This is a genomic window from Paeniglutamicibacter psychrophenolicus (genome assembly GCF_030812255.1).
Classification (GTDB): domain Bacteria; phylum Actinomycetota; class Actinomycetes; order Actinomycetales; family Micrococcaceae; genus Paeniglutamicibacter; species Paeniglutamicibacter psychrophenolicus_A.
In genome coordinates this window covers 504,343-527,127 of the sequence record NZ_JAUSSH010000001.1, presented here as the reverse complement: position 1 = coordinate 527,127, position 22,785 = coordinate 504,343, and the positions used below count along the sequence as shown (strand labels likewise).

Sequence of the window (22,785 nt, the reverse complement as noted above, 5' to 3'; positions counted from 1 at the left end):
CCTCCCCATCCGTGACTAGGTGTGCCTAGGATGGGGCCATGAAGGGGATCATACTTGCCGGGGGAACGGGATCGCGCTTGCATCCGATCACGCACGGGATTTCAAAACAGCTGGTGCCTGTCTACGACAAGCCCATGATCTACTACCCGCTGAGCACGCTGATGCTCGCGGGGATCACCGAGGTGCTGGTGATCACGACCCCTGCCGATGCCCACCAGTTCCGCGGGCTGCTGGGGGATGGATCGCAGTTCGGGATCACCATCGACTACGCCATCCAGCCCTCGCCCGACGGGCTGGCCCAGGCCTTCATCATCGGCGCCGGGCACATCGGGGACGGACCGGTGGCACTGGTGCTGGGCGACAACATCTTCTACGGTCCGGGCTTCGGGTCGCAGCTTGCCGATTTCCATGCCGATTCCGGGGCGTCGATCTTCGGGTACTGGGTCAAGGACCCGGGCGCCTACGGCGTGGTGGAATTCGATGCCGCGGGCACCGCGGTGTCGCTGGAGGAAAAACCGGCCAAGCCGCGCAGCAACTATGCGGTGCCCGGGCTGTATTTCTATGACAACTCGGTGATCGACCGGGCGCGGGACCTGGAGCCCTCGGCGCGCGGGGAACTGGAAATCACCGACATCAACCGCCAATACCTGGAGGAAGGCTCGTTGCGCGTGCACGTGCTGGCCCGCGGCACCGCGTGGCTGGACACCGGGACCTTTGATTCGCTCAACGACGCCTCGAACTTCATCCGCACCATCGAGGCCCGGCAGGGGCTGAAGGTCGGGGTTCCCGAGGAGGTAGCCTGGCGCCGCGGATTGATCGACGATGGGGCCTTGGAGGCCTGTGCGGCGAAACTGGGCAAGAGCGGCTACGGTGCCTACCTGCGCACGCTGTTGGCCCACGACTTCGAGGACCCGTACCACTAGGGATCGCCGGCCGGGGTGCGCCCCGGGCAACAAGAAAACGGCGGCGCCCCTTGGTCCCCCTGTGCCCAACCGGTGGGTGGTTGGGCGAAGAAGGGCGGGAAGCGCCGCCGTCGGCGTGCCGGTGGGCCGCTTAGCGGGCCGCGTACGGGTCGGCGATGCCGATGTACTGGGTGGTGGTGTACTCGGCCAGGCCCTCGGCGCCGCCTTCGCGGCCCAGGCCCGACTGCTTCACGCCGCCGAAGGGTGCCGCGGCGTTGGAGATGACCCCGGCATTGAAGCCGACCAGGCCGAACTCGATCTGCTCCGCCACGCGCAGGAGGCGGTTGATGTCGCGCGAGTAGAGGTAGGAAGCCAGCCCGTACTCCGACGCGTTGGCCAGTTCGATGGCGTGCGCCTCGTCGCGGAAGGTGGTCACCGGGGCGACGGGCCCGAAGATCTCCTGGCGCAGGATCTCGGCGTCGTTGGCAACGTTCGACAGCACGGTGGGTGCGTAGAAGTAGCCCGGGCCCTCGACCGGGGCGCCGCCGGTCTCGGCCACGGCGCCGGCCTCGACCGCCTTGGCAACCAGGGCGTGGATGTCGTCGCGTGCGCCGGAATCGATGATCGGGCCAACGTTGGTGGTGGCCTCGGTGCCGCGGCCGGTCTTCAGCGCGCCCATGGCGGCGGAGAACTTGGAGATGAACTCCTTGGCCACCGACTCGTGGACCAGGAAGCGGTTGGCCGCGGTGCAGGCCTCGCCCATGTTGCGCATCTTCGCCGCCATGGCGCCCTCGACGGCGGCGTCCAGGTCGGCATCCTCAAAGACCAGGAACGGCGCGTTGCCGCCCAGTTCCATGGAGGTGCGCAGCACCTTGTCGGCGGCGTCCTTCATGAGCATCTTGCCCACGGCGGTGGAGCCGGTGAAGGAGACCTTGCGCAGGCGGTCGTCCTGCATCAGCGGGCCGGAGATCTTCGAGGCGCTCTTGGAGGAGACCACGTTCAACACGCCGGCCGGAAGGCCCGCTTCCATCATGGTGGCGGCGAAGAGCTGGGAAGTCAGCGGGGTGAGCTTGGCGGGCTTGAGCACCATGGTGCAACCGGCGGCGATCGCCGGGGCGACCTTGCGGGTGGCCATGGCCAGCGGGAAGTTCCACGGGGTGATCAGCAGGCACGGGCCGACCGGCTTGGTCTGCACGATCATCTTGTTCTTGCCCTCGGGGGTGGTGAGGTAGCGGCCGTAGTCGCGCACCGTCTCCTCGGAGAACCAGCGCAGGAACTCGGCGCCGTAGGTGACCTCGCCGCGGGCCTCGGCCAACGGCTTGCCCATTTCCAGGCTCATCAGCAGCGCGAAGTCCTCGGCGCGGGCGGTGACCAGGTCGAAGGCGCGGCGCAGGATCTCGGCACGCTCGCGCGGTGCGGTCAGCGCCCAGGTCTTCTGCACGGCGTCGGCGGCGTCCAGGGCCGCCATGGCGTCCTCGGAGGTGGCCGAGGCCAGGGTGGCAAGCTTTTCTCCGGTGGCCGGGTCAACGACGTCGAAGGTGCCGCCGTCGGAGGCGTCGCGCCATTCGCCATTGATCAGCAAACCGGTCGGGACGGAGGCCAGTAGTTCGGCTTCGCGCTCGGGGGTAATGGTCATTGGGGCGTTCTCCCTTGAACGGTGGGGTGTTGCGAAACGTGCAGGTTCTTGTTGGTCTCCACGCTAGTGCCGCGGCAAGTCACTGTAAATTTCCAACTGCACTATGACGCAGCCCCCGTTTTGTGCAGGTACCCCAAGGGGCGCACCGACGGCGATTCCGGGGCGCAGGGCTCAGGCGCGGGCCTCGAGCACCGCCGCATAGAGTTCGCGCTTGGACACCCGTTCGGTCTCGGCCACCGCAGCCACCGCTTCCTTGAGCCGCAGGCCCTCGGCGACCAGCTGCTGCACCTGGGCCACGTGGTCCACCGCACGGGCCGGTTCCCCGGCAGGCGCACCGGCGACAACCACGGCGATTTCCCCGCGGACCTCGCCCTCGGCCCAGAGCAGCAGCTCGTCGAGGCTCCCGCGGATGACCTCTTCGTACATCTTGGTCAGTTCCCGGGCGATGGCACCCTTGCGTTCGGGTCCGAAGGCGTCGCGCAGCGCGCGGATCATCGCATCCAGCCGGTGCGGGGCCTCGAAGAAGACCATGGTGCGTTGCTCGGCGGCCAGGTCCTCGAGGCGCTTGGAGCGTTCCCCGGCCTTGCGGGGCAAGAAGCCCTCGAAGGTGAAACGGTCGGTGGGCAGCCCGGACAGGGCCAGGGCGGTGAGCACGGCCGAGGGCCCGGGCACCGCGGTGACCGTGACGCCGGCGGCCACTGCGGCCTCGACCAGCTTGAACCCGGGGTCCGAGACCGCGGGCATGCCCGCGTCGGAGACCACCAGAATCGTGGCGCCGCCGGCCACCAGTTCGAGCAGCTCGGTGAGCCGGTGGGTTTCGTTGTGTTCGTGGTAGCTGATCAGCCGCCCGGGAACCCGGACGCCCAGCCCGGTGGCCAGGTGCAGGAAGCGCCGGGTGTCCTCGGCCGCCACGATGTCCGCGCTCTTCATGAGCTCGATCAGGCGTGGGGACGCGTCGGAAAGGTTGCCGATGGGGGTCGCGGCAAGGACGATCTGGCCCGGGGTTTCTTGAGTTTCCACGCCCCAAGCCTACTGCCCGCGCGTGCCTCCAAGTCCCGCAGGGGGCCGCCGGTAGAGTATTGACGGTGACTACCGCTTCCATGCACAGAACGCGCCGCTGGGTCCAGACCCCGGCCGACGCCTTCGGGATCCAGGCCCTGGGGGACCGCTTGTCCGGCCCCTTGCACCGGGCCGGGGCCTGGGGCTGGATCGTTCCGCTGGCCATGGCGATGCTCGGGGCGGTGCTGCGTTTCACCAACCTCGCCCACCCCCACCTGCTGATCTTTGACGAGACCTACTACGTCAAGGACGCCTACACCATGATGCACGCGGGCTACGAGCTGGAGTGGGGCGAAAACCCCAACGAGGCGTTCATCTCCGGACACCCGGAGCCCAAGGAATCGGCTTCATTCGTGGTCCATCCCCCGCTGGGCAAGTGGCTGATTGCCGCCGGAATGTGGCTTTTCGGGACCGACAACGGGCTGGGCTGGCGTTTTTCCGGAGCGCTCTTTGGCACGCTGTCGGTGCTGCTGTGCGCGCTGGTGGCCCAGAAGCTGTTCTCCTCGGTGCTGCTGGGCGGGATTGCCGGCCTGCTGGCCGCGGTGGATGGCCACCAAATCGTCATGTCCCGCACCGGGCTGTTGGACATCTTCTTGATGTTCTTCATCCTGGCCGGCTTCCACGCGCTGCTCCTTGACCGTTTCCACGGGCGGGCGAAGCTGGCCCGGGCGCTGTCCACTGCGGATGGTTCACGGCCCTCCGACAGGTTGCTGGCCTACGGGCCATGGCTGTGGTGGCGCCCCTGGCGGCTGGTCGCCGGGGTGATGCTGGGGGCCGCGGCCGGAGTGAAGTGGTCCGCGCTGTCCTTCATTGCCGTCTTCGGGCTGATGACCGTGCTCTGGGACCTGTCGGCACGGCGCCGCGCCGGGATCCGACACTGGGTTATCGCCGGGCTGTTCCGCGACGGGATCCCCGCATTCGCGCTGATCATTCCCACGGCCGCGGCGGTGTACCTGGCCACCTGGACCGGTTGGCTGCGCTCCGCCGATGGCCGCTACCGCCAGTGGGCGGTGGAAAACCCCTCGGACATCTGGGGTTGGGTGCCCGATGTGTTCCGCTCCCTGGCCGAGTACCACCGGGCCGCCTTTGCGTTCCACCAGGGACTGGGTTCGCCGCACGGCTGGGAATCCTCGCCGTGGAGCTGGCTCTTTGCCGGTCGCCCGGTGCTGTTCTTCTACGAGTCGCGCAGCAACGGCGAATTCGGGTGCACCCGCGCCAATTGCGTCCAGGCGATCACCGATCTGCCCAATCCGATCATGTGGTGGTCCGCGACCCTGGCCCTGCTGCTGGTGCTGTTCTACTGGATCGGGGCGCGGGATTGGCGTGCCGGGGCGATCCTTGCCGCCGTTGCCGCCGGGTTCCTGCCGTGGTTCGCCTACCCGGACCGCACCATGTTCTTCTTCTACACCCTGCCCTTCGCCCCGTTCATGGTCCTGGCCCTGGCCTACGTGCTGGGCAGGTTCCTGCCCACCGACAAGCAGGTCCCCTGGCACCGGCGGCGTGTGCTGTGGGGCGTGGGGATCTTCCTGGCGCTGGTGGTGGCCGTGTCCGCGTTCTTCCTGCCGGTGTGGACCGGGGACATGATCACGTACGAGAATTGGCGCATCCACATCTGGATGCCCAGCTGGGGATAGGCCGTTGATTACTCGTCAGTAACATAGACTATGGTCCACACCACATGACGACCACCACGGGAACACACCACACCATGCGCGAAGCAAGCACCGGACTGATCATTGACCTGCCCGAGGATTCGAACACCACGGACCTGCTGCTGGCGCGCCTGGCCCGCGGGGATTCGGCACCGCTGTTCAGTGTCAAGCGCGGCGCCTCGTGGATCGACGTGTCAACCGCCGATTTCACGGCCTCGGTCCGGTCCCTGGCCAAGACGTTGCTCGCCCACGGCCTCGCCCCGGGGGACACCGTGGCGATCATGTCCTCCACCCGCTACGAATGGGCGCTGGCCGAACAGGCCATTTGGTTCGCCGGCGCGGTGTCGGTGCCCATCTACGAAACCAGCTCCCCGTTCCAGGTCGAGTGGATCCTCCGGGATTCCGGGGCCCGGCTCGCCTTTGCCGAGGACCCCCGGCGCGCGCAGGTGATCGACCAGGCCGCCGCAGCCCTCGGCGAGCAGGTCACGGTGCTCGCCTTCGAGGACGGCACGGATGCCGATCCGCAGGGCATTCCGTCCGCCGGGCTCAGGGACCTGGTGGATGCCGGCTCCCGCAGTGCCTTCACCGACGAACAACTCGAGGCCGCACGGACCTCGGCCGGCCTGCAGGACCTGGCGACCCTGGTCTACACTTCCGGAACCACCGGGCGGCCCAAGGGCTGCATGATGACGCACGCGAATTTTTCCCTGATCGCCGTTAACCTGGCCCCGCACATGGCCCCAGTGCTGGGCACCGGTGAGCGCACCTTGATGTTCCTGCCGCTGGCCCACGTGCTGGCCCGCGCCGTGCAGCAGGTCTGCGTGCACGCCGGCTCCACCATCGCCCACACCTCCACCGCATCCACCCTCGTGGAAGACCTGGCCGCGGTGAAGCCCGGTTTCCTGCTGGCCGTGCCCCGGATCTTCGAGAAGATCCGCACCACCGCGTCCAACACCGCGCAGGCCGCCGGCAAGGGAGAGGTCTTCGCCCAGGCCGAGTCGGTGGCCATCGAATACTCCCGTGCCGCCGACGCCCGCGCCCGCGGGAATCGCACCCGCCGCTCCCCCGTGCTGCTGGCCAGGCACGCCCTGTTCAACAAGGTGCTCTACCCCAGGCTGCGGGCGGTGTTCGGCGGCCGGGTCCGCTACGCGATCTGCGGCGCCAGCGCACTGAACACCGAGCTGACGCACTTCTTCCGCGGCGCAGGCATCGGCCTGTTGGAGGGCTACGGGCTCACCGAGACCACGGCCCCGGCCACGGTGAACATGGCCCGGGACGTGCGGGTGGGCTCGGTTGGGATCCCCGTGCCGGGCACCACGATCCGCATCGCCGAGGACGGTGAGATCCGCATCAAGGGCATCGGAGTCTTTGCCGGATACCACCGCAATGCCCGGGCGACGGCCGAGGCCTTCGACGAGGACGGGTTCTTCAAGACCGGGGACACCGGGTTCCTGGACGATTCCGGGTTCCTGGGCATCACCGGCCGCACGAAGGACATCCTGGTCACCGCCGGGGGCAAGAACGTGGCCCCGGGCCCGCTGGAGGAAATCATCCGGGCCTCGCGCCTGGTCAACCAGGTCGTCGTGGTTGGTGAGAACCGCCCGTTCATCGCGGCCCTGGTGACGCTGGATCCCGACGAGCTCGGCCCGTGGTGCCGCGCCAATTCGCTCGGCGGGCTTTCGCTGGCGCAGGCAGCGGTGCACCCGCGGGTGCTGGCGGAGATCCAGGCGGCCGTGGATGCGGCCAACGAGACGGTGTCCAAGGCCGAGGGCATCCGCAAGTTCACGGTCCTGGACGCCGAGCTCACCGAGGAATCCGGGCACCTGACCCCGTCCCTGAAACTCAAGCGGGCCAGCGTCATCGCCGACTACTCCGCGGTGATCGACGCACTCTACGAGCGCTGAGAACCACCCGGGAACGCACAGATCCTCCCGGTGCTGCCGTGGGGCACCCCCGGGGGGGGGATCGTGTCGTGGTCCGCCGTGGCGGCGGCTACAGTCCGAAGACGCGCTTTTCCTGGCGCAGGCGTGCGGCCTCGCGGCGCTTGGCCGTGGGCCAGGTGCGGATCAGCGTGATGAGCGCGGTGAGCACCACCAGCCCGGCGATGCCGATCGCGGCGTCCACCCAGAACTGCGGCGGATACAGGCGGATCAACGTGTCCGAGTAGTTGAATGTCCAGTTGCCCTGGGCGAAGAAGATCTCGTGGAACGTGGTGAAGAAGCTGTCCCAGCCCAGGATCGCCACGGTGGTCAGCCCGGCCAGCAGCACCAGGGTCACCACGGATCCGGCAAAGAGCCCGCGGCGGATGCCGCCGGCATATCGCTTGCCCAGGTAGGCCAGCGCAATGACCGCAATGACGCCCAGGACGATTCCGCCCAGGTAGGTGAAGGACATGACGTTCTTGACGTCGGCCATGTGCTGGACCTCGGTGCCCAGGAAGAGCGGGTTGCCGTTGGGGAACCGCAATTCGCCCAGGTACCGGTTGTCGGCGACGTTGTTCAGGAAGTCCACGCCGTAGGACCCGTAGGTCAGCCTGTCGGCGGTGGTGAACCCGAAGCCGTCGGCCGGGAAGCCGGGTCGCTGGTAGGCGATCCAGAGGAAGATCGGGCTGGCGATCAGCCGGATGGCGAGGATCAGCAAGATGAAGGGGTAGGCAATCGCCAGCAGCACCTGCAGGGTGCGGGCCAGCGGAGGCTTGGAATCCAGGGCGGCCTCGCGGGCGGCACGGCGTTCGCGCGCGGCCGGGGTCGGCTCGGGCACCGGGGTGTAGGCGCCAAAGACGCGGCTGCGGGCCTCGGCGATCGCGGAGGCAGTTTGCGGAGGCGTTCCGGCACCCGGTGCCGCGGCACCCGGGCGCGGCAGCGTCCGGGTCTTGTCGTCGCCCACCGGTGCGGCAGCGGTTGCCGGTGCCGTGGACACCGAGACCTTGGTGGTCTCGGGCAGTGGTTCCACCGGGATCTGGGCGATGATGTCCTCGACCTCCTCGGGTTCCTCCGGCTTCGGCTTGGCCGCCGGCTTCGCGGCGGGCTTCAGCGGTGCGTCGGCCTTGGCGACCGGGGGCTTGGCCGCAGGAGCCGCGGTTGCCGGAGCCTGTGCCGGCTTGGCCGGTGCGGCGGCGGGAGCAGCGGGGGAAGACGTTGCGGGCTTCGGCGCGGCAGCTGCCTGCGGGGCGGCGGCCGGCTTGGCGGCCTTCTGCGCGGCGGCGGCGCGCGTTGCCACCAGCGAGGCCTCGATCTTCGCGGCGGCGGCCGCGGCGGCGGCGCTCAACGAGCCGGAAGCCGGCTTCGCCTCGGCCTTGGCAGCGGGACCGGGCACTGCCGGTGCGGTCGCCGGCGTACCCGGCTTGCCGGTCTGCGGTTCGTCCTGCTCAGCCATGCTTCTCCCTCAAAACTCTGACATGCGGTGCGCGTGCGGTGCACGGCAGCACCGGACACTTGCCGACCACTGCCAAACACACAGTCCCAAGACTATCGAGCCAACGGTTCCCCCGGGGCCCACTGGCGGCTTTGGCCCCCGCGTGTCGGCAAGGTGACCTGTCCGGAACCTGCCTGGCCAACGTCGGTTGACGTCCGGGATCGCGGTGCGCACGGCGGCACCGGAAACCCTCCGGCGGCCACGGTTGGCGGCCGCCCGGAGCCATCGCTCAGTAGCGGTACGTTTCCGGTTTGTACGGCCCGGAGACCCCAAGGCCCAGGTACGCGGCCTGGGCCTCGGACAGCTCGGTCAGCTCCACGCCCAGGGCCGCCAGGTGCAGGCGGGCCACCTTCTCGTCGAGGACCCTGGGCAGCACGTGGACGGCCTTGGCGTATTCCCCGGTGCCGGCCTTGGTGAACAGCTCAATCTGCGCGATCACCTGGTTGGCGAAGGACGTGGACATCACGAACGAGGGGTGTCCGGTGGCGTTGCCCAGGTTCAGCAGGCGGCCCTCGGAGAGCACGATGACCGAGCGCTCCGCCGCGGTCCCGGCCGCGAAGGTCCATTCGTGCATCTGGGCCTTGATCTCGACCTTCCGCACGCCCGGGACCCGGGCCAGGCCGGCCATGTCGATCTCGTTGTCGAAGTGGCCCACGTTGCCTACGATGGCCTTGTCCTTCATCCCCTGCAGGTGCGCGGCGGTGATGATGTCGTGGCCGCCGGTGGTGGTCACGAAGATGTCCCCCTGCCCCAACACGGATTCCAGGCGGGCGACCTGGTAGCCGTCCATGGCCGCCTGCAGCGCGCAGATCGGGTCGATCTCGGTGACTATGACGCGGGCGCCCTGCCCGCGCATGGCCTCGGCGGCGCCCTTGCCCACGTCACCGTAGCCGCAGATGACCACGACCTTGCCGCCGATGAGCACGTCGGTGGCGCGCATGATCCCGTCGGGCAGCGAGTGGCGGATGCCGTACTTGTTGTCGAACTTGGACTTGGTCACCGAGTCGTTGACGTTGATCGCCGGGAAGAGCAGCGTGCCGGCGGCGGCCATCTGGTTCAACCGCATCACCCCGGTGGTGGTTTCCTCGCTGACGCCCTTGATCCGGGCGGTGATGCGGGTGAACTTTCCCGGGTCGCCGGCCAGGGAGGCGCGCAGGGTGTCGAGCACGATGGCGTGCTCGTGGCTTGTGGCGGCCTCGGGTCCGGGCACCGCGCCGGCGGCCTCGTACTGCGCCCCCAGGTGCACCAGCATGGTGGCGTCCCCGCCGTCGTCCAGGATCAGGTTCGGGCCAAGTTCCGGGTGCTGCCCGGCCCCCGGCCACGTGAGGATCTGTTCGGCGGTCCACCAGTAGTCCTCCAGGGATTCGCCCTTCCAGGCGAAGACCGGGACCCCTGCGGGGTTTTCGGGGGTGCCGGCGCCCACGACCACCGCGGCGGCGGCCTCGTCCTGGGTGGAGAAGATGTTGCAGGAAGCCCAGCGGACCTGCGCGCCCAGGGCGACGAGGGTTTCGATGAGCACGGCCGTCTGCACCGTCATGTGCAGGGAGCCGGCGATGCGGGCACCGGCCAGCGGCTGCGCCGCCGAGTACTCGGCGCGCAGGGACATCAGGCCGGGCATCTCGTGTTCTGCCAGGCGGATCTGGTGGCGTCCGGCCTCGTGCAGGGACAGGTTCGCGACCTTGTGCTCGAGTCCCATCCCGCCACCCGCCTAGCCTTGGGCCTTGGCCGGGATGCTCGTGGCCTCGGAGGCCAGCATCACCGGGATGCCCTCGATGATGTCGTAGCCGTAGGTTTCGCCGTCGGCACCGGTGCCGGTGGAAACCAGGATGTCCCCGTGCTGCACCAGGGTGGAGCCGGTGACGGGGCAACGGAGCTGGGCGATGAGTTGCGCTGAGAGGTTCGACATGGAACCCAGTTTAGGGCTCCAGGTTCCCTTCGCGCAGCACCCGCAGGTGGCGACGGGTCGGGGATTGGGAATCGCCGGGCTCGATGGCCGGCGGGGCACTGCGCGGGGAGGGGACCTCAAGGGGCGGGGCCGCGACGGTGTGCGCCTCGTCTTCCCGCACCGCGTTGGCCAGGGCGTAGAGGTCGTCATTGCGCAGCCGGCCCTGCTCGGGCAGTGCCAGGCGCAGGACCTGCCAGCCCAGCGGCGCGGTCAGGCGCTGCGCATGGAGGTCGCACAGGTCGTAGCAATGCGGTTCCGCGTAGGTCGCCAAGGGACCGAGCACCGCCGTCGAGTCGGCGTACACATACGTCAGGGTGGCGATGGCCGGCTGGCGGCACGCCGAACGTGAACAAAGTCTATTGGATCCCACGGTTACACAGACTACCGCAGCGCGGTGCCCGCCACGGCCGCGCACCGCCGTGCGGGCCAACTGATCCGCAGCGGGCTTCGGGTGGCTTAAGCTGAAGACATGTCCGGAAAACTGTGGATCGATTTGGACGGGCGCGATCCTGCCTCGTTGAACAGCGGCTCGACCCGCCGGTTCGCCGACCGCAAGCGCAACCGGCACGGACGCGGCCGCCGCGGGCCGCTGCTCCTGGCGCCGATGCCCGGTGCACGCACCCGGGCCGAACGCTTCGAGGACCTTTTGATCGAATCCGCCGAGCGCCTGGCCGATCGCTGGGGCGAGCGGGTGACCTCGATCGATTTCCGCATCCTGATGGTCCCCAATGCCAAGGTGCTCGAGCGTGCCAGGGCCGAAGGCACCCGGGTGCCGTGGGCGACCAACCGCTCCGCGCGTCCCGGGCGCCCCGACCGCATCACGCTTTACCGCCGTCCCATCGAGGAGGCGTGCGTCCACGGACCCGAGCTGCTGCCCGAGCTGGTGCATTTCTCCATCGTGGAGCAGCTGGCCGACCTGTGGGCCATGGACCCGCAGGCGATCGATCCCGAGTACGGGATCTGGGGCGCCGGCCCGGGCGCCTGAGCGGGCCCTAGTCGCGCAGCACGACCTGGACACCCTCGCGGCCCAGCGGTGCGGCGCTGACCGGAAGCGCGGCAATCCCGTAGGCCCCGTCGGTGAGAACGGCCGCGGCATAGCTTGGCGCGCCGGTGGCCGAAAGCACCAGGGCCGCCGCGCCGGACCCGAAGTCCTTCTCCCCCAGCGCCACGGACTTGGAGCCGGACAATTCAATGGTGCGGCTGGCCGAGAGCTTCCCGTCGGCGCCCAGCGAACGCACCGACACCGTGGCGGTGTCTTCCGGTGCGCTCAGCACCACGGTGGCCTTGCCCGCCGCCGGCAGCACCATCAGGTGTTCGCTGCCCAGCCGGCTGGCCGCACCGGCCCAGGCCAGGTCGATCGGTTCGTTGGCCTTGGTGCCGCGGACCATTTTCACGCTCGCGCTCACCGCGGAGTCGCCCTCGACGACGACGGTGTAGTTCCCGGCCGGGAGCCCGCCCAGCGGCATGCGCGCGGTGGCGTTGGAGGCGATGACCACCTCGCCGCCTCCGGGGATTGCGACCTCGCCGTTGGGGCCCAGGGCCCGCACCTGCACGGTGGCTCCCTCGGCAGAGGTGGCGGCCAGCACGAGTTCGGCGACCGCGTCGGCGTTGGCCGCGGGCTTGCCCAGCTCGCCGGCCAGCTTCGGGTCCAGGATCGCCACCCCGGGGATCACCTGGGTGTTGTTGGCGGTGGCCGCGGAGCCCAGGTAGTCAAGGCCGCCGGGGACCAGGCCGCGCAGCGTGGACTGCTGGATGGTCGCGTTGACGCGTCCGCCGCTTGAGGTGACCTTGGCCGAGAGGGCCTTTTCGTTGGGCGCGTACCCGGCCAGGACGATGGATTTGGATTCGCCCGGGGCCACGGCCAGCGCTGAGAGGTTGGGGGCCTGGATCATGCCGTCGGCGCCGCGCAGGTCCACGCGCACCTGGGCCACGGAGGCGGTGGGGTTCACCAGGTTCAGCACCGCGGTGGACCCGGGCGTGGTGACCGCGCCGGTCAGCCAGGTCTCCGCCGCCGGTGCGGTGCAGGCCGCGGCGGCGAGCCCTGCCAGGTCGCCGTCGGTGGCGCGGTAGGAGCGCACGGCCGAGACCGGGGACTGGACCCCGCCCAGCGGCTGGGCGTGCACCGTGAGCGGTTCGGAGTACTTGCTCGCCGGGCCCAGGGCGCCCTTGCGCTGGTTGGTGCCGTCCGCTCCGGCTCCGGTCAATTTTTCGGCCTCTTGCGCCGGCAAGCGCGGGGCGATGGTCTTTTCGACCGCCAGGTCGCCCTTGAGCATCTGGGCGCCGGGAATGCGTCCGGCCGAGTCGGAAAGCACCGCGGCGCGGACGGAGGACTGGGCGTCCTTGGAGGCCGGGGCGAATTCCGGGTCGACACCGGTTCCGGCGCCGGTGAACAGCTTCATGGTTGCCGGGCAGGAGGCCAGTGCGTCGCCCGCGGGCAGCGAGGTCACCGGGACCTCGGAGCCCGGCGCGGCGGTGGCCGGCGGGAAGACGGAACCCGCGGCGATGGCGGCGGCGCCCAGGCACAGCACGCCCACCGAGCCCAGTACGCCGAGGGTCCGGCCGCGGGCCTTGGAGCGTTGCCCGCGTGCCCCGGCCTTGGCGGTGGATTCCCGGGAACCGGCCGGTGAAGCGGGAACCCCGGTGTCCTTGGCCTTTCCGGCGGTGTCGGCCGGAGCGGGCTCCGCACCGGTTGCCGGGGCCTTGGGTTCCTGCGTGCCGGCGGTGGCCACGGGTGCCGGGGACGGCGCAGCGGCGGGATCCTTGCCCGGGGCTTCGTCGGCGGGCAGCTTCGCGCCGGGAGCGAGTCCCGCTGCCTCGCGGGCGGCCTGGGCTACGCGTTCGGCCTCGCGCCGGGCCCTGCGGGAATCGTTTTTCACTTCTTCTCCTTGGCCGCCGCGGCACGGTGTCCGCGATCGAGTTCGTCAATGCTTTCGGCGTTGCCGCGCGTGCGGTACTCGTCAAGGCGGCGCGCGGCAAAGCGGCGGCTGCGCGGGATCGGGATGACCAGCAGCAGGGCCAGCACCAGCACCGCGAGCTGGGCGATGACCACGGGCACCTGGTAGGGGCTCTGGTAACGCAGTTCCAGGGTGCCGCCGGCGGCACCCAGCTCAAAGCCCTGGGCCCACTGCGCGGTTTCGGCACCCGTGCCGGTGGCATCGGCATCCTTGCCGGCGGCGGCGCCAACGGTGGTGGGTTTCAGGTCCACCCCGTCAAGGGTTGCCTTCCAGCCCGGATCGGCGCGTTCGGCCATGACCAGCATCCGGTTTGCCTCCCCGGCCGGGAGCTTGGCCCCGGAGACGGCCCCGCGGTGCGAGGGCAGCAGGGCCAGGGTCTTGTCATCGGCCATGATGCGCACCCGGGCGGTCGAATCGGTGGCGTTGTCCACGCCGGGGATCTTTTCCTTCGGTTCCACGCGCCACAGCCAGCCGGACTCGGTTTGCCCCACGGCCACCAATCCCGGCACGGCGTCCAGCCGTGCCACCAGTGCCGAGGCGGTCTGGCGCTGGTCCTGCAACACCACGAACCCGGCGCCCAGGGCAGCCAGCTCCGTCCGCGGATCCAGTGCCGAATCGGACACCAGGGTCGCCACGGACTGTTCGACCAGGCGTCCGGCGTCATCGGATTCCAGCAGCGCCGGGTCGATCAGGCCGCCGACCAGGCGATTTGCGGACACCGTCTGGGACAGGGCATCGGCGGTGGTGCCGGCCCCGTTCATCAACGCGGCGCTGACGGCTCCGTCGCCGTTTTGGGCCAGCACCAGGGTGCGGTCCTCGTAGGCCCCCAGCCCGCGGTCGGCAGCGGTGGCCGGCAGGGTGCGCGGGGCCACCGGCTGCAACAGGCTTGCGGCACCGAAATCGGTGACGGTGGCGGTGCCGCCCTCGGCCGTGGCCGGAACCGGGTTCTGCGCCACGATCCAGTGGGCACCGGCCACCAGGACGGAAATGCCCAGCAGGGCCGAGGCCCACGCCAGGGGTCCGGTGGCGATGCGGGGCGCGCGATCCGCGGAGCCGGTCGGCACGCCGGTGCGCTCGCCGCGGAAGACGGAGATCCCCAGGCCCGCGGCGAAAAGCAGTCCCAGGATGAAGAAGGAGACGAAGGGGCCGTTGAATGCGGTGACAAAGGTGTCCCCCGCCACGGCGGAGGGCACCAGGGAAGCGCCGTACCCGGCGGCGAGCATCAGCACGCCGCCCAACCACAGCGCGCGGGCCAGCGGCAGCGAGGCGTTCCGCCCCCCGGCAAAGAGGCCGATGACGGCGAAGACCAGCAGCGGTGCCCCGACCAGCAGGACCAGGACCAGGGCCCAGGGTCCGGCGGGCAGGAAGTCGAATCCTGCCGGGATGCCGCGGAAGTCAAAGGCGTTCGGGAAGCCGAGGGCCTGGACCCACAGCGGGGCCGCATCGTGGGGCAGCGCCAGTCCCGGGTCGGTGAGCAGCACGCGCGGGTTGCCCAGGGCGGCGACCACCAGCGGCAGGTGGAAGACCAACATCGGCAGCGGCACCCACCACAGGGTCTTGGCCCGTGAGCGCAGCACGATGGCGGTCAGCACGATGAGCACCAGCAGGGCCAGGCCCGCGGCGGGGGATCCTGCGGCGAGGGGAACCAGCAGCAGCGCGGCCGCCGCGGCGGCGGTCCACGAGGGGACGGAACCGACACCGGGATGCGAGGTGCCGCGCGCCTCGGGGCCGCGGCGGGAGCCGAAGTCGACCCCGGCGCCCACGGAGCGCAGCAGGGCCAGCAGCAGCAGCGGTGCAAGCACGTGGACGAGCACGGCGCCGGCGCGCCCCGAACCCAGGGAAACCTGCAGCACCGGGGCCAGGCCCCAGAGCAATCCGCCGACCATGCGGGCGGCACGCGAACGGGTGACCGCCCCCAGGCCAAGCCAGGCACTCAGTGCCGCCAGCGGCATGGCGGCCAGGGTCAGCACCACGGCCGCGGCATTGGCGTTGCCGCCGCCGGCCAGGGCCAGCAGCCAATGGAAGTAGTCGATCGGATCCCCGCCCGCGGGGCTGCCGGATCCGAGGTTGGCCCACCATCCGGTGGCGTTGGCGAAGATCTCGGTCGCCTTGGTGGACAGCGGCAGCAGTGAGCCTCCGGCCACGGCGCCGGCACCCAGCAGGGCGCGCAGCCCGACGAGGGACACCGCGAGGGTGGCCAGCGCGGCGATGATTGCGCTGACGAAGGCGGAGGTGCGGTTGGGTGCGGCCATGGCCGCGAAGTCGTTGCGGGCATCCCCGCTGGGGTCCTGCGAGGTCGTGGCCCCGGTGCCGTCGCCGTAGACGGTTGCCCCGTCCAGGGAGTCGATCATGTGCTTGCGGTGTTCGCGCACCAGTGCCTGGTCGGTGAGCAGCCGGGAAATCGAGTTGCGCGGGACCTTGCGGGTGGCCGCCGCAGCGGCCCGGGAACGGGACAGCTTCACGGGGGTGCCCACGGCACGGAAGGTGGCACCGAGCTGGCCAAAGGCGTATGCGGGGTCCTTGGCGAGCACCGAAAGCCCGAAGCGGTGGATCCCGCCGAGCACCGCGCCGAGCACCAGGAACGGGATGGCCCATCCCGGGGCGTGCTTGAGGCGCATGAAGACCTCGGCGCGGCGGGTTTCGGCCGGCCCGGCCAGGGCGCGGACGACCGCTGCCTTGTGGTGGATCTTGGCCGCGGGCACGATGACCACGCGGTTGCCCATGAGGCGGTTGCGCCAGCACAAGTCCATGTCGTCGCCCAGCCCCGGAAGCGCGGGGTCGAAGCCGCCCAGGGCCTCGAAGACGTCGCGGCGGATCAGCATTCCGGCGCTGGTCACCGCGAAGGAGTCGGTGCGCGCGTCGTACTGGCCCTGGTCCACCTCGTCGATCTCGATGAGGGTCAGCCGCTCGGCATACTTGTTCACGCCCAGGCCCACATCCAGCAGGCGGCGCGGGGAATCCAGGTCAAGTTGCTTGCAGCCGGCTATCGTCACCGATTCGGTGGCCTCGACGACGTTCACCAGCTTTTCCAGGGCGTTCAGTTCCGGCACCGAGTCGTCGTGGATCAGCCAGAGCCATTCGGTGCGCCCGGCCCGCGGGGCCCCGAGGGACTGGACCGCGGCCATCACCGAGTGCCCGAAGCTGTGTTCCGGCACGTTCAGGATCGTGGCGTCGGAGGACAGGTGCTGGCGCAACAGGTCCGCCGAACCATCGGTGGAGGACGCGTCGACCCCGACGAAGCGGTCGATCAGGCGAGTCTGGGCGCGCAGCGCGGCCAGGGTCCGTGGCAAAAAATCTGCGCCATTGTGGGCAGCCACAATGGCGGTGATGTGGATCGTGGGGAGAATTAGACTGCTCGCTTCCGCAAGCGCCGACGTTCGCGCTCCGACAACCCGCCCCAAATCCCAAAGCGTTCATCGTTGGTCAGGGCGTATTCCAGGCATTCGGACCGCACGTTGCAGGCGCCGCACACGCGCTTGGCGTCCCGGGTCGATCCGCCCTTTTCGGGGAAAAATGCCTCGGGGTCGGTCTGTGCGCACAGGGCCTCGGACTGCCAGCCCAGCTCGCCTTCCTCGTCCTCGGACCCCAATCCGATCCAAATGGCCTGGGCCGGGCTCTTGCCGTTGGCCGATGCATCCAGGCTTGGCGCCCAGGACGGGGTCGGTTCGGTGACCAGGTCGTTGGCGGCGTCATGCGCCGCAAGGAAGGCAGCGGTTTCCTCGGCCGGGGTCAGGACCCGCGAACCGTTGGATTCCTGTTCCGGGCCGGGGGCCGCAGGGTCCACGAACCAGTCCGCCGGCACACCCCGGCCGCCGTTGAAGTTGGGCGCATTTCCCGTCGTTGCGGCTTCGTTGAAGCTTCGATCCACGTTCCCCATGGTTTACCAACCTTCCGCCGTTACGAACTAGACACAAAAATGACCGTAAAATGAGCGACATCGACGGCCTTCAATAAAAAGCCGTCGAGGGACAATTTCGCTCCCCCAGACGGTGCACTATCTAATTACACTGGTGTAACTCCGGTCGCGTCAAGTGCGGCCGTCGATTTTAGCCACACATGTCGTAGATTTAGAGCCACGCCACGCCCGAGACTTCTGCGGGATCGCACAGCAATACGCCTGCCCGCGGATTCCCGGGGAATTCACAGGCTTGACAAGGAGCAACACATGCCCATTGATACCAACTCGTTATCTCCCGTCGAATCACTGCTGGCACCGGTGCGCCATTCCACGCACCCGTACCTCACCTGGTACTCGCGGTCCGGGGAGCGCGTCGAGCTCAGCGGACGGGTCTTTGACAACTGGGTTGCCAAGAGCGCGAACCTTTTGCACGAAGAATTTGATTTAGCCCCGGGCAGCGTTGTCGCCACCGACATGCCCGGCCACTGGAAGTCCGCGGCGCTTGCCCTGGCCTGCTGGCACCTGGGTGCCGAAGTGCGCTGCGTGGCCCCCGGAACGGATCCCGGGAATGTCGATGTATTCATTACCGCCGATCCGCAAACCCTAGCAGTCAACGGCTCGGTCGAGGTCATCGCCGTCCCCTTGCCCTCGCTCGCCATGGCCTTCGATGGCCCGCTGCCGGTAGGCGCCACCGACTACGCCTCCGAGGTCCGCTCCTACGCGGACTCGTTCTCCCCCTCCCCCATCGACACCGCCGCCACCGCGCTGGTCTCCGGAACCGGGACGCTGGCCTACACCCAGCTATTCGCCGCCGGCACCGATCCGGTGGCCGCCGGGGCCACCCTGGTGAGCACCGCGTGGCCGCTGGAGCGGATCCTGCCGGCGCTCCTGGCACAGTGGATCGGCGGCAACCCGGTGGTCATGGTCGAAGACGGGGTCAACATCACCGATTCCCTGCTCGGCGGCGAACGGGTCGTCACGCGCCTGGACGCGCAGGACTAGGAACCGGCCCCCGGCACCTGCCGGCACGTTGCCCGCCCCGGGTTCCGGGCATGAAAAAACCCCGGCACGATTTCTTCCCGGTTCCATCCGCCCGGTGGCCGGTGGTGGATTCCCCGAAGGTTCGTGCCGGGGCATCAGCTGCCCGGCGGGCGGGCGAAGCCCTCAGGCGGCGCCGTCGGGGGCGCGCAGCGTCCGGTTGCCCCCGGCAACTCCATGCTCCAGCGAACCGGTTTCGGGACCGACGCTGAGCAACTCGCGATCGTGGGCGAATTCCTCTTCGTCATCCATGGCCGCGCCAAAGACCCAGAAGCGGTAGGCGAAGAAGCGGAAGATGGTGCCCAGCACCAGGCCGACCACGGACCCGGCAATAAACAGGCTGGTGGTGTCGGTCAGGCCCATCCAGTACTTGGTGACGAACACGCAGGCCGCGGCGATTCCCAGCCCGATGGCGTTCATGATGAGGAACATCACCAGTTCGCGCACGACGTTGGCCTGTCGGCGGTGGCGGAAGGTCCAGAAGCGGTTGGCAACCCAGGAGAACATCGTGGCCACGACGCCGGCAACGATCTTTGCCTTGACCTCGGAGTCGTGCATGGGGCCTTGCAGCATCCACAGGTAGATGCCGGAGTCGATGACGAAGGCAACACCCCCGACGACGCCGAACTTGGCGACCTCCCGCCACATCATGGACACCAGGCCCATGAGCTTGTCCCAGATCCTCGTCAGCATGATCCTCCATGTATTCGTTTCAATGCGTTTCGCCGCCCCACAAGGACGAAGATCCAAGTCGCGGCGATGGAGCTGATCCGCGACTTCTTGACCCGGTCAACCAAGCCATTCTAATGCGATTCGCTGAAAGTTCACCGACAAAGGTGTCCAAACTCCCTTTGCCGGCAACCCGCGGGCGCGTAGGTTGGGTAGGCTAGGCGGGTGACGTTTCCAGTGATTGGCGTTGTTGGCGGAGGCCAACTCGCACGAATGATGGCCCCCGAGGCATTGAACCTCGGCTTCGAACTACGCATCCTGGCCGAAGGCCCCGATGTCTCAGCCGCGCGCTGTGTTGCCGACGCACCAGTGGGTGATTACAAGGACTTGGCAACGCTTCGGGAGTTTGCACGCGGACTCGACGTGCTGACCTTCGACCACGAACACGTGCCCAATGAACACCTGCAGACGCTGATTTCCGAGGGCGTGAATGTGCAGCCGCGACCCGCCGCGCTGATCCATGCCCAGGACAAACTGGTCATGCGTGCGGCCATCGCGGAGCTCGGCCTGCCCAACCCGGCCTGGGCCGCGGTCCAGACCGTCGAGGAACTGGTGGCATTCGGCGAGCGGATCGGCTGGCCGATCGTGCTCAAGACCCCGCGCGGCGGCTACGACGGCAAGGGCGTGCGCATGCTCGATTCCGCCGGCGAGGCCCGCGCCGCGGCCGACTGGTTCGGCAACGGCGCCCTGCTGGCCGAGGACAAGGTCGCCTTCACCCGCGAGCTGTCCGCCCTGGTGGCCCGCACCCCCGGCGGCGAGGAAAAGGGCTGGGACGTGGTGCACACCATCCAGGTCGACGGCGTCTGCGACGAGGTCATCGCCCCGGCCAAGGACCTGCCCGGGGACGTCGCCCGGGCCGCGAAGGACGCGGCCCTGAAGATCGCCGACGCCTTCGGCGTCACCGGCGTGATGGCAGCGGAACTCTTTGAGACCCCCGGCACCGGTGCCGGGTTCGTGATCAACGAACTGGCCATGCGCCCGCACAACACCGGGCACTGGACCATGAACGGTTCGATCACCAGCCAGTTCGAGCAGCACCTGCGCGCGGTCCTTGACCTGCCGCTGGGCGCCACCGACGCGCTGGCCGAAACCACCGTGATGAAGAACTACCTCGGCGGGGCCAACCAGGACCTGTTCACCGCGTTCAACGCCGCACTGGCCGCCGAACCGCGCGTGAAGGTCCACGCCTACGGCAAGTCCGTGCGCCCGGGACGCAAGATCGGCCACGTCAATGTGGTTTCCGAGCCCGGCGAATCGGTCGATTCGCTGCGCGCCCGGGCCAACTCCGTGGCCTCCCTGATCCGTGACGGCGTGCCCTCCGCGGCACCCGCCACCGCCACCTCCGTCGAAGGACACACATCTTGAGCACTCCCGCACCCCTGGTTTCCCTGGTCATGGGCTCGGACTCGGACTGGCCCGTGATGAAGCTGGCCGCCGAGGCCCTGCGCGAATTTTCCATCCCCTTCGAGGCCGACGTGGTCTCCGCGCACCGCATGCCCGAGGACATGATCGCCTACGGCAAGGCAGCCCACACCCGCGGCATCCGCGTGATCATCGCCGGAGCCGGCGGCGCCGCCCACCTGCCGGGCATGCTCGCCTCGGTCACCCCGCTGCCTGTCATCGGCGTCCCGGTGCCGCTGAAGACGCTGGACGGCATGGATTCGCTGCTGTCCATCGTGCAGATGCCCGCGGGCGTTCCCGTGGCCACCGTGTCCATCGGAGGGGCGCGCAATGCCGGCCTGCTGGCCGTGCGCATGCTCGCCGCCGGCACCGACGAGTTCGCCGCCCGGCTCCAGGAACAGCTCATCGACTTCGCAGGGACCCTGCGGCAGGTCGCCGCCGACAAGGGCGCCGCGCTGCGGGCCGCCGTCGCCGCCGAAACCCCCGGCACCTAAGGACCCCATGACATCGAGCCGCCACCACTCCCGCAACCCGGACCTGCTCCCGGACGCCATCTCGGCGCCCGCGCCGGTGCGTTCCAAGCGTGCACTGTTCCTGCTGCTGCTGACGGTCTTCTTCCCCGGCAGCGCCCAATGGGTCTCGGGCAAGCGCGCCCTGGGCGGGTTCGTCATGCGCATCACCCTGGCCTGCTGGGCGCTGGTGCTGCTGGTGCTGGCGCTCGCGCTGTTCAAGCGCGACTGGCTGCTGGGCTTCTTCGCCCAGGCCTGGGTGCAGCTGGGGGCCTCGGTGCTGCTGGTGGTGCTGGCCGCCGGCTGGCTGTTGATGTTCCTGAACACCCTGGCAATCATCCGGCCCAGGTACCTGGCCCCGGGGGCCCGCATCGGGCTCACCGCCACGCTGTTGGTGTTGGCCCTGGCCATCACCGGGTCGCTGGGCTACGGCGCGTTCGTGCTGAACAAGGGCCGCGAAACCATTTCCAACGTCTTCTCCGCAGGACCGGCGTTCAAGCCCGTGGACGGGCGCTACAACATCGCGGTGTTCGGCGCCGACTCGGCCGGGAACCGCGAGGGCGTGCGCACCGACTCGATGTCGCTGCTCAGTGTCGATGCCAAGACCGGCAAGTCGCTGCTGATCTCGATCCCGCGCAACTTCCAGAACGCCCAGTTCTCCAAGAACTCCCCGATGCGCGAGGTGTACCCCGACGGGTACAACTGCGGCGACGAGTGCCTGTTCAACGCGATCTACCGCAACGCCACCGACAACCACGCCGACCTCTACCCCGGCGTCGCAAACCCCGGGGCGCAGGCCACCATGGAGGCCATCGAGGGCACCACAGGCCTGAAGGTCCAGTCCTACGTGATGATCGACATGGCCGGGTTCGCCGGGTTCATCAACGCCATGGGCGGGGTCACCGTGGATTCGGGCGGATGGGTCCCCTACAACGGCAAGGCCTGGCCCAACTCCTCGGTGAACACCCACTGGTTCGCCCCCGGCGAGCACCACTTCACCGGCAAGCAGGCCCTGTGGTTTGCCCGCTCCCGCGACTTCACCACCGACTACCACCGCATCGCCCGCCAGCAGTGCCTGCAGCAGGCCATGATTTCCCAGTTCAGCCCCAAGACCATCCTCACGCGCTTCACCTCGCTCATGGATGCCGGCGAGCAGCTGGTGGAAACCGACATCCCGCAGCAGCAGCTCGGCTCCTTCCTGAACCTGGCCGACAAGGCCCGTGCCACCCCGTTCAAGCGCCTGACCCTTGGCGCACCGGACTTCGGGTCGGCCGCGGACAAGTTCTCCACCTACCCGGACTTCGATGCGATCCACACCCGCATCCAGGACATGATCGCCGCGCAATCGGGCGCAGCGGCCTCCAAGTCCCCGGCCAAGAAGAGCGCCGAGGCGACCAAGAAGTCCGGTTCCGCCGAATCCCCGGCCTCCTCGGGCTCGGATTCGGGCAGCAAGCGCAACTCCGAGCCCGGGAAGATCGCCGTGGTGCCCTCCGACGCGCCCACCGCACAGGCCGACGGCTCGGAGTTGACCGAGAGGTACCTGGTGACCCTGGAACAGATCGGCCGCACGGATTTGCTGGAAAAGATTGCCGCCAACAACAACGAGTGTTCCGTGCCCTGACCCGGGCCCTTTCCATTCCAAAGGACC

General features: G+C 69.1%; 18 protein-coding genes. 8 read left to right on the top strand and 10 right to left on the bottom strand.

The window, feature by feature from the left end:
- Nucleotides 1-38 precede the first annotated feature (38 nt).
- Nucleotides 39-923, top strand: coding sequence for a glucose-1-phosphate thymidylyltransferase RfbA (rfbA, locus tag J2T21_RS02365; RefSeq protein ID WP_307578037.1), 885 nt, complete (start codon nucleotides 39-41; stop codon nucleotides 921-923).
- A gap of 130 nt (nucleotides 924-1,053) precedes the next feature.
- Here the strand turns inward: rfbA and J2T21_RS02360 are convergent, their stop codons facing one another.
- Complete coding sequence (locus J2T21_RS02360; protein ID WP_307578035.1) at nucleotides 1,054-2,538, bottom strand: NAD-dependent succinate-semialdehyde dehydrogenase; 1,485 nt, start codon at nucleotides 2,536-2,538, stop codon at nucleotides 1,054-1,056.
- Between the two features lie 171 nt (nucleotides 2,539-2,709).
- The gene (rsmI, locus tag J2T21_RS02355) at nucleotides 2,710-3,558 is read right to left on the bottom strand and encodes a 16S rRNA (cytidine(1402)-2'-O)-methyltransferase (protein WP_307578033.1); all 849 of its coding nucleotides are present in this window, start codon (nucleotides 3,556-3,558) and stop codon (nucleotides 2,710-2,712) included.
- Nucleotides 3,559-3,623: 65 nt separating this feature from the next.
- Here rsmI and J2T21_RS02350 point away from each other — a divergent pair, with 65 nt between their 5' ends.
- Nucleotides 3,624-5,231, top strand: coding sequence for a dolichyl-phosphate-mannose--protein mannosyltransferase (locus J2T21_RS02350; RefSeq protein WP_307578032.1), 1,608 nt, complete (start codon nucleotides 3,624-3,626; stop codon nucleotides 5,229-5,231).
- A gap of 44 nt (nucleotides 5,232-5,275) precedes the next feature.
- Nucleotides 5,276-7,153 (top strand): AMP-dependent synthetase/ligase, encoded by a 1,878-nt coding sequence (locus J2T21_RS02345; protein ID WP_307578030.1) that lies wholly within the window; start codon nucleotides 5,276-5,278, stop codon nucleotides 7,151-7,153.
- 88 nt (nucleotides 7,154-7,241) lie between these two features.
- On the opposite strand, the gene J2T21_RS02340 is transcribed toward J2T21_RS02345, so the two are convergent.
- The 4 genes from J2T21_RS02340 to J2T21_RS02325 all read right to left on the bottom strand — a co-directional run bounded on the left by J2T21_RS02340 (nucleotide 7,242) and on the right by J2T21_RS02325 (nucleotide 10,978).
- Nucleotides 7,242-8,624, bottom strand: a complete 1,383-nt coding sequence (locus tag J2T21_RS02340) for a TIGR01906 family membrane protein (RefSeq protein WP_307578028.1) — start codon at nucleotides 8,622-8,624, stop codon at nucleotides 7,242-7,244.
- A gap of 268 nt (nucleotides 8,625-8,892) precedes the next feature.
- Nucleotides 8,893-10,359, bottom strand: coding sequence for an adenosylhomocysteinase (ahcY, locus tag J2T21_RS02335; protein ID WP_307578026.1), 1,467 nt, complete (start codon nucleotides 10,357-10,359; stop codon nucleotides 8,893-8,895).
- Nucleotides 10,360-10,371: 12 nt separating this feature from the next.
- Nucleotides 10,372-10,569: a Trm112 family protein gene (locus J2T21_RS02330; protein ID WP_307578024.1), complete on the bottom strand. Its 198-nt coding sequence runs from the start codon at nucleotides 10,567-10,569 to the stop codon at nucleotides 10,372-10,374.
- A 10-nt stretch (nucleotides 10,570-10,579) separates the two neighbouring features.
- Nucleotides 10,580-10,978 carry a DUF3499 domain-containing protein gene (locus J2T21_RS02325; protein WP_307578021.1) on the bottom strand — a complete coding sequence of 133 codons (399 nt, stop codon included), beginning with the start codon at nucleotides 10,976-10,978 and terminating at the stop codon, nucleotides 10,580-10,582.
- Between the two features lie 99 nt (nucleotides 10,979-11,077).
- Here J2T21_RS02325 and J2T21_RS02320 point away from each other — a divergent pair, with 99 nt between their 5' ends.
- Nucleotides 11,078-11,593, top strand: coding sequence for a metallopeptidase family protein (locus J2T21_RS02320; protein ID WP_307578019.1), 516 nt, complete (start codon nucleotides 11,078-11,080; stop codon nucleotides 11,591-11,593).
- A 7-nt stretch (nucleotides 11,594-11,600) separates the two neighbouring features.
- On the opposite strand, the gene J2T21_RS02315 is transcribed toward J2T21_RS02320, so the two are convergent.
- The 3 genes from J2T21_RS02315 to J2T21_RS02305 are packed head-to-tail and all read right to left on the bottom strand — an operon-like array spanning nucleotide 11,601 to nucleotide 17,439.
- The gene (locus J2T21_RS02315) at nucleotides 11,601-13,484 is read right to left on the bottom strand and encodes a DUF5719 family protein (RefSeq protein WP_307578016.1); all 1,884 of its coding nucleotides are present in this window, start codon (nucleotides 13,482-13,484) and stop codon (nucleotides 11,601-11,603) included.
- Complete coding sequence (locus J2T21_RS02310) at nucleotides 13,481-16,879, bottom strand: glycosyltransferase (RefSeq protein WP_373457873.1); 3,399 nt, start codon at nucleotides 16,877-16,879, stop codon at nucleotides 13,481-13,483. The genes J2T21_RS02315 and J2T21_RS02310 overlap by 4 nt, the downstream gene beginning before the upstream one ends.
- Before the next feature lie 29 nt (nucleotides 16,880-16,908).
- Nucleotides 16,909-17,439 carry a WhiB family transcriptional regulator gene (locus tag J2T21_RS02305; protein ID WP_307578012.1) on the bottom strand — a complete coding sequence of 177 codons (531 nt, stop codon included), beginning with the start codon at nucleotides 17,437-17,439 and terminating at the stop codon, nucleotides 16,909-16,911.
- 288 nt (nucleotides 17,440-17,727) lie between these two features.
- Here J2T21_RS02305 and J2T21_RS02300 point away from each other — a divergent pair, with 288 nt between their 5' ends.
- Nucleotides 17,728-18,462, top strand: a complete 735-nt coding sequence (locus J2T21_RS02300) for a TIGR03089 family protein (RefSeq protein WP_307578010.1) — start codon at nucleotides 17,728-17,730, stop codon at nucleotides 18,460-18,462.
- 162 nt (nucleotides 18,463-18,624) lie between these two features.
- On the opposite strand, the gene J2T21_RS02295 is transcribed toward J2T21_RS02300, so the two are convergent.
- Nucleotides 18,625-19,191, bottom strand: coding sequence for a GtrA family protein (locus tag J2T21_RS02295; protein ID WP_307578008.1), 567 nt, complete (start codon nucleotides 19,189-19,191; stop codon nucleotides 18,625-18,627).
- A 201-nt stretch (nucleotides 19,192-19,392) separates the two neighbouring features.
- Here J2T21_RS02295 and J2T21_RS02290 point away from each other — a divergent pair, with 201 nt between their 5' ends.
- Genes J2T21_RS02290 through J2T21_RS02280 form a run of 3 tightly spaced genes read left to right on the top strand, consistent with a single transcriptional unit; the run spans nucleotide 19,393 to nucleotide 22,758 of the window.
- A complete protein-coding gene (locus J2T21_RS02290) occupies nucleotides 19,393-20,592 on the top strand; it encodes a 5-(carboxyamino)imidazole ribonucleotide synthase (protein WP_307578006.1) in 1,200 nt (399 codons plus the stop codon).
- A gap of 29 nt (nucleotides 20,593-20,621) precedes the next feature.
- Nucleotides 20,622-21,122 carry a 5-(carboxyamino)imidazole ribonucleotide mutase gene (gene purE, locus J2T21_RS02285; RefSeq protein WP_307578337.1) on the top strand — a complete coding sequence of 167 codons (501 nt, stop codon included), beginning with the start codon at nucleotides 20,622-20,624 and terminating at the stop codon, nucleotides 21,120-21,122.
- Nucleotides 21,123-21,129: 7 nt separating this feature from the next.
- Complete coding sequence (locus tag J2T21_RS02280; protein ID WP_307578004.1) at nucleotides 21,130-22,758, top strand: LCP family protein; 1,629 nt, start codon at nucleotides 21,130-21,132, stop codon at nucleotides 22,756-22,758.
- Nucleotides 22,759-22,785 lie beyond the last annotated feature (27 nt).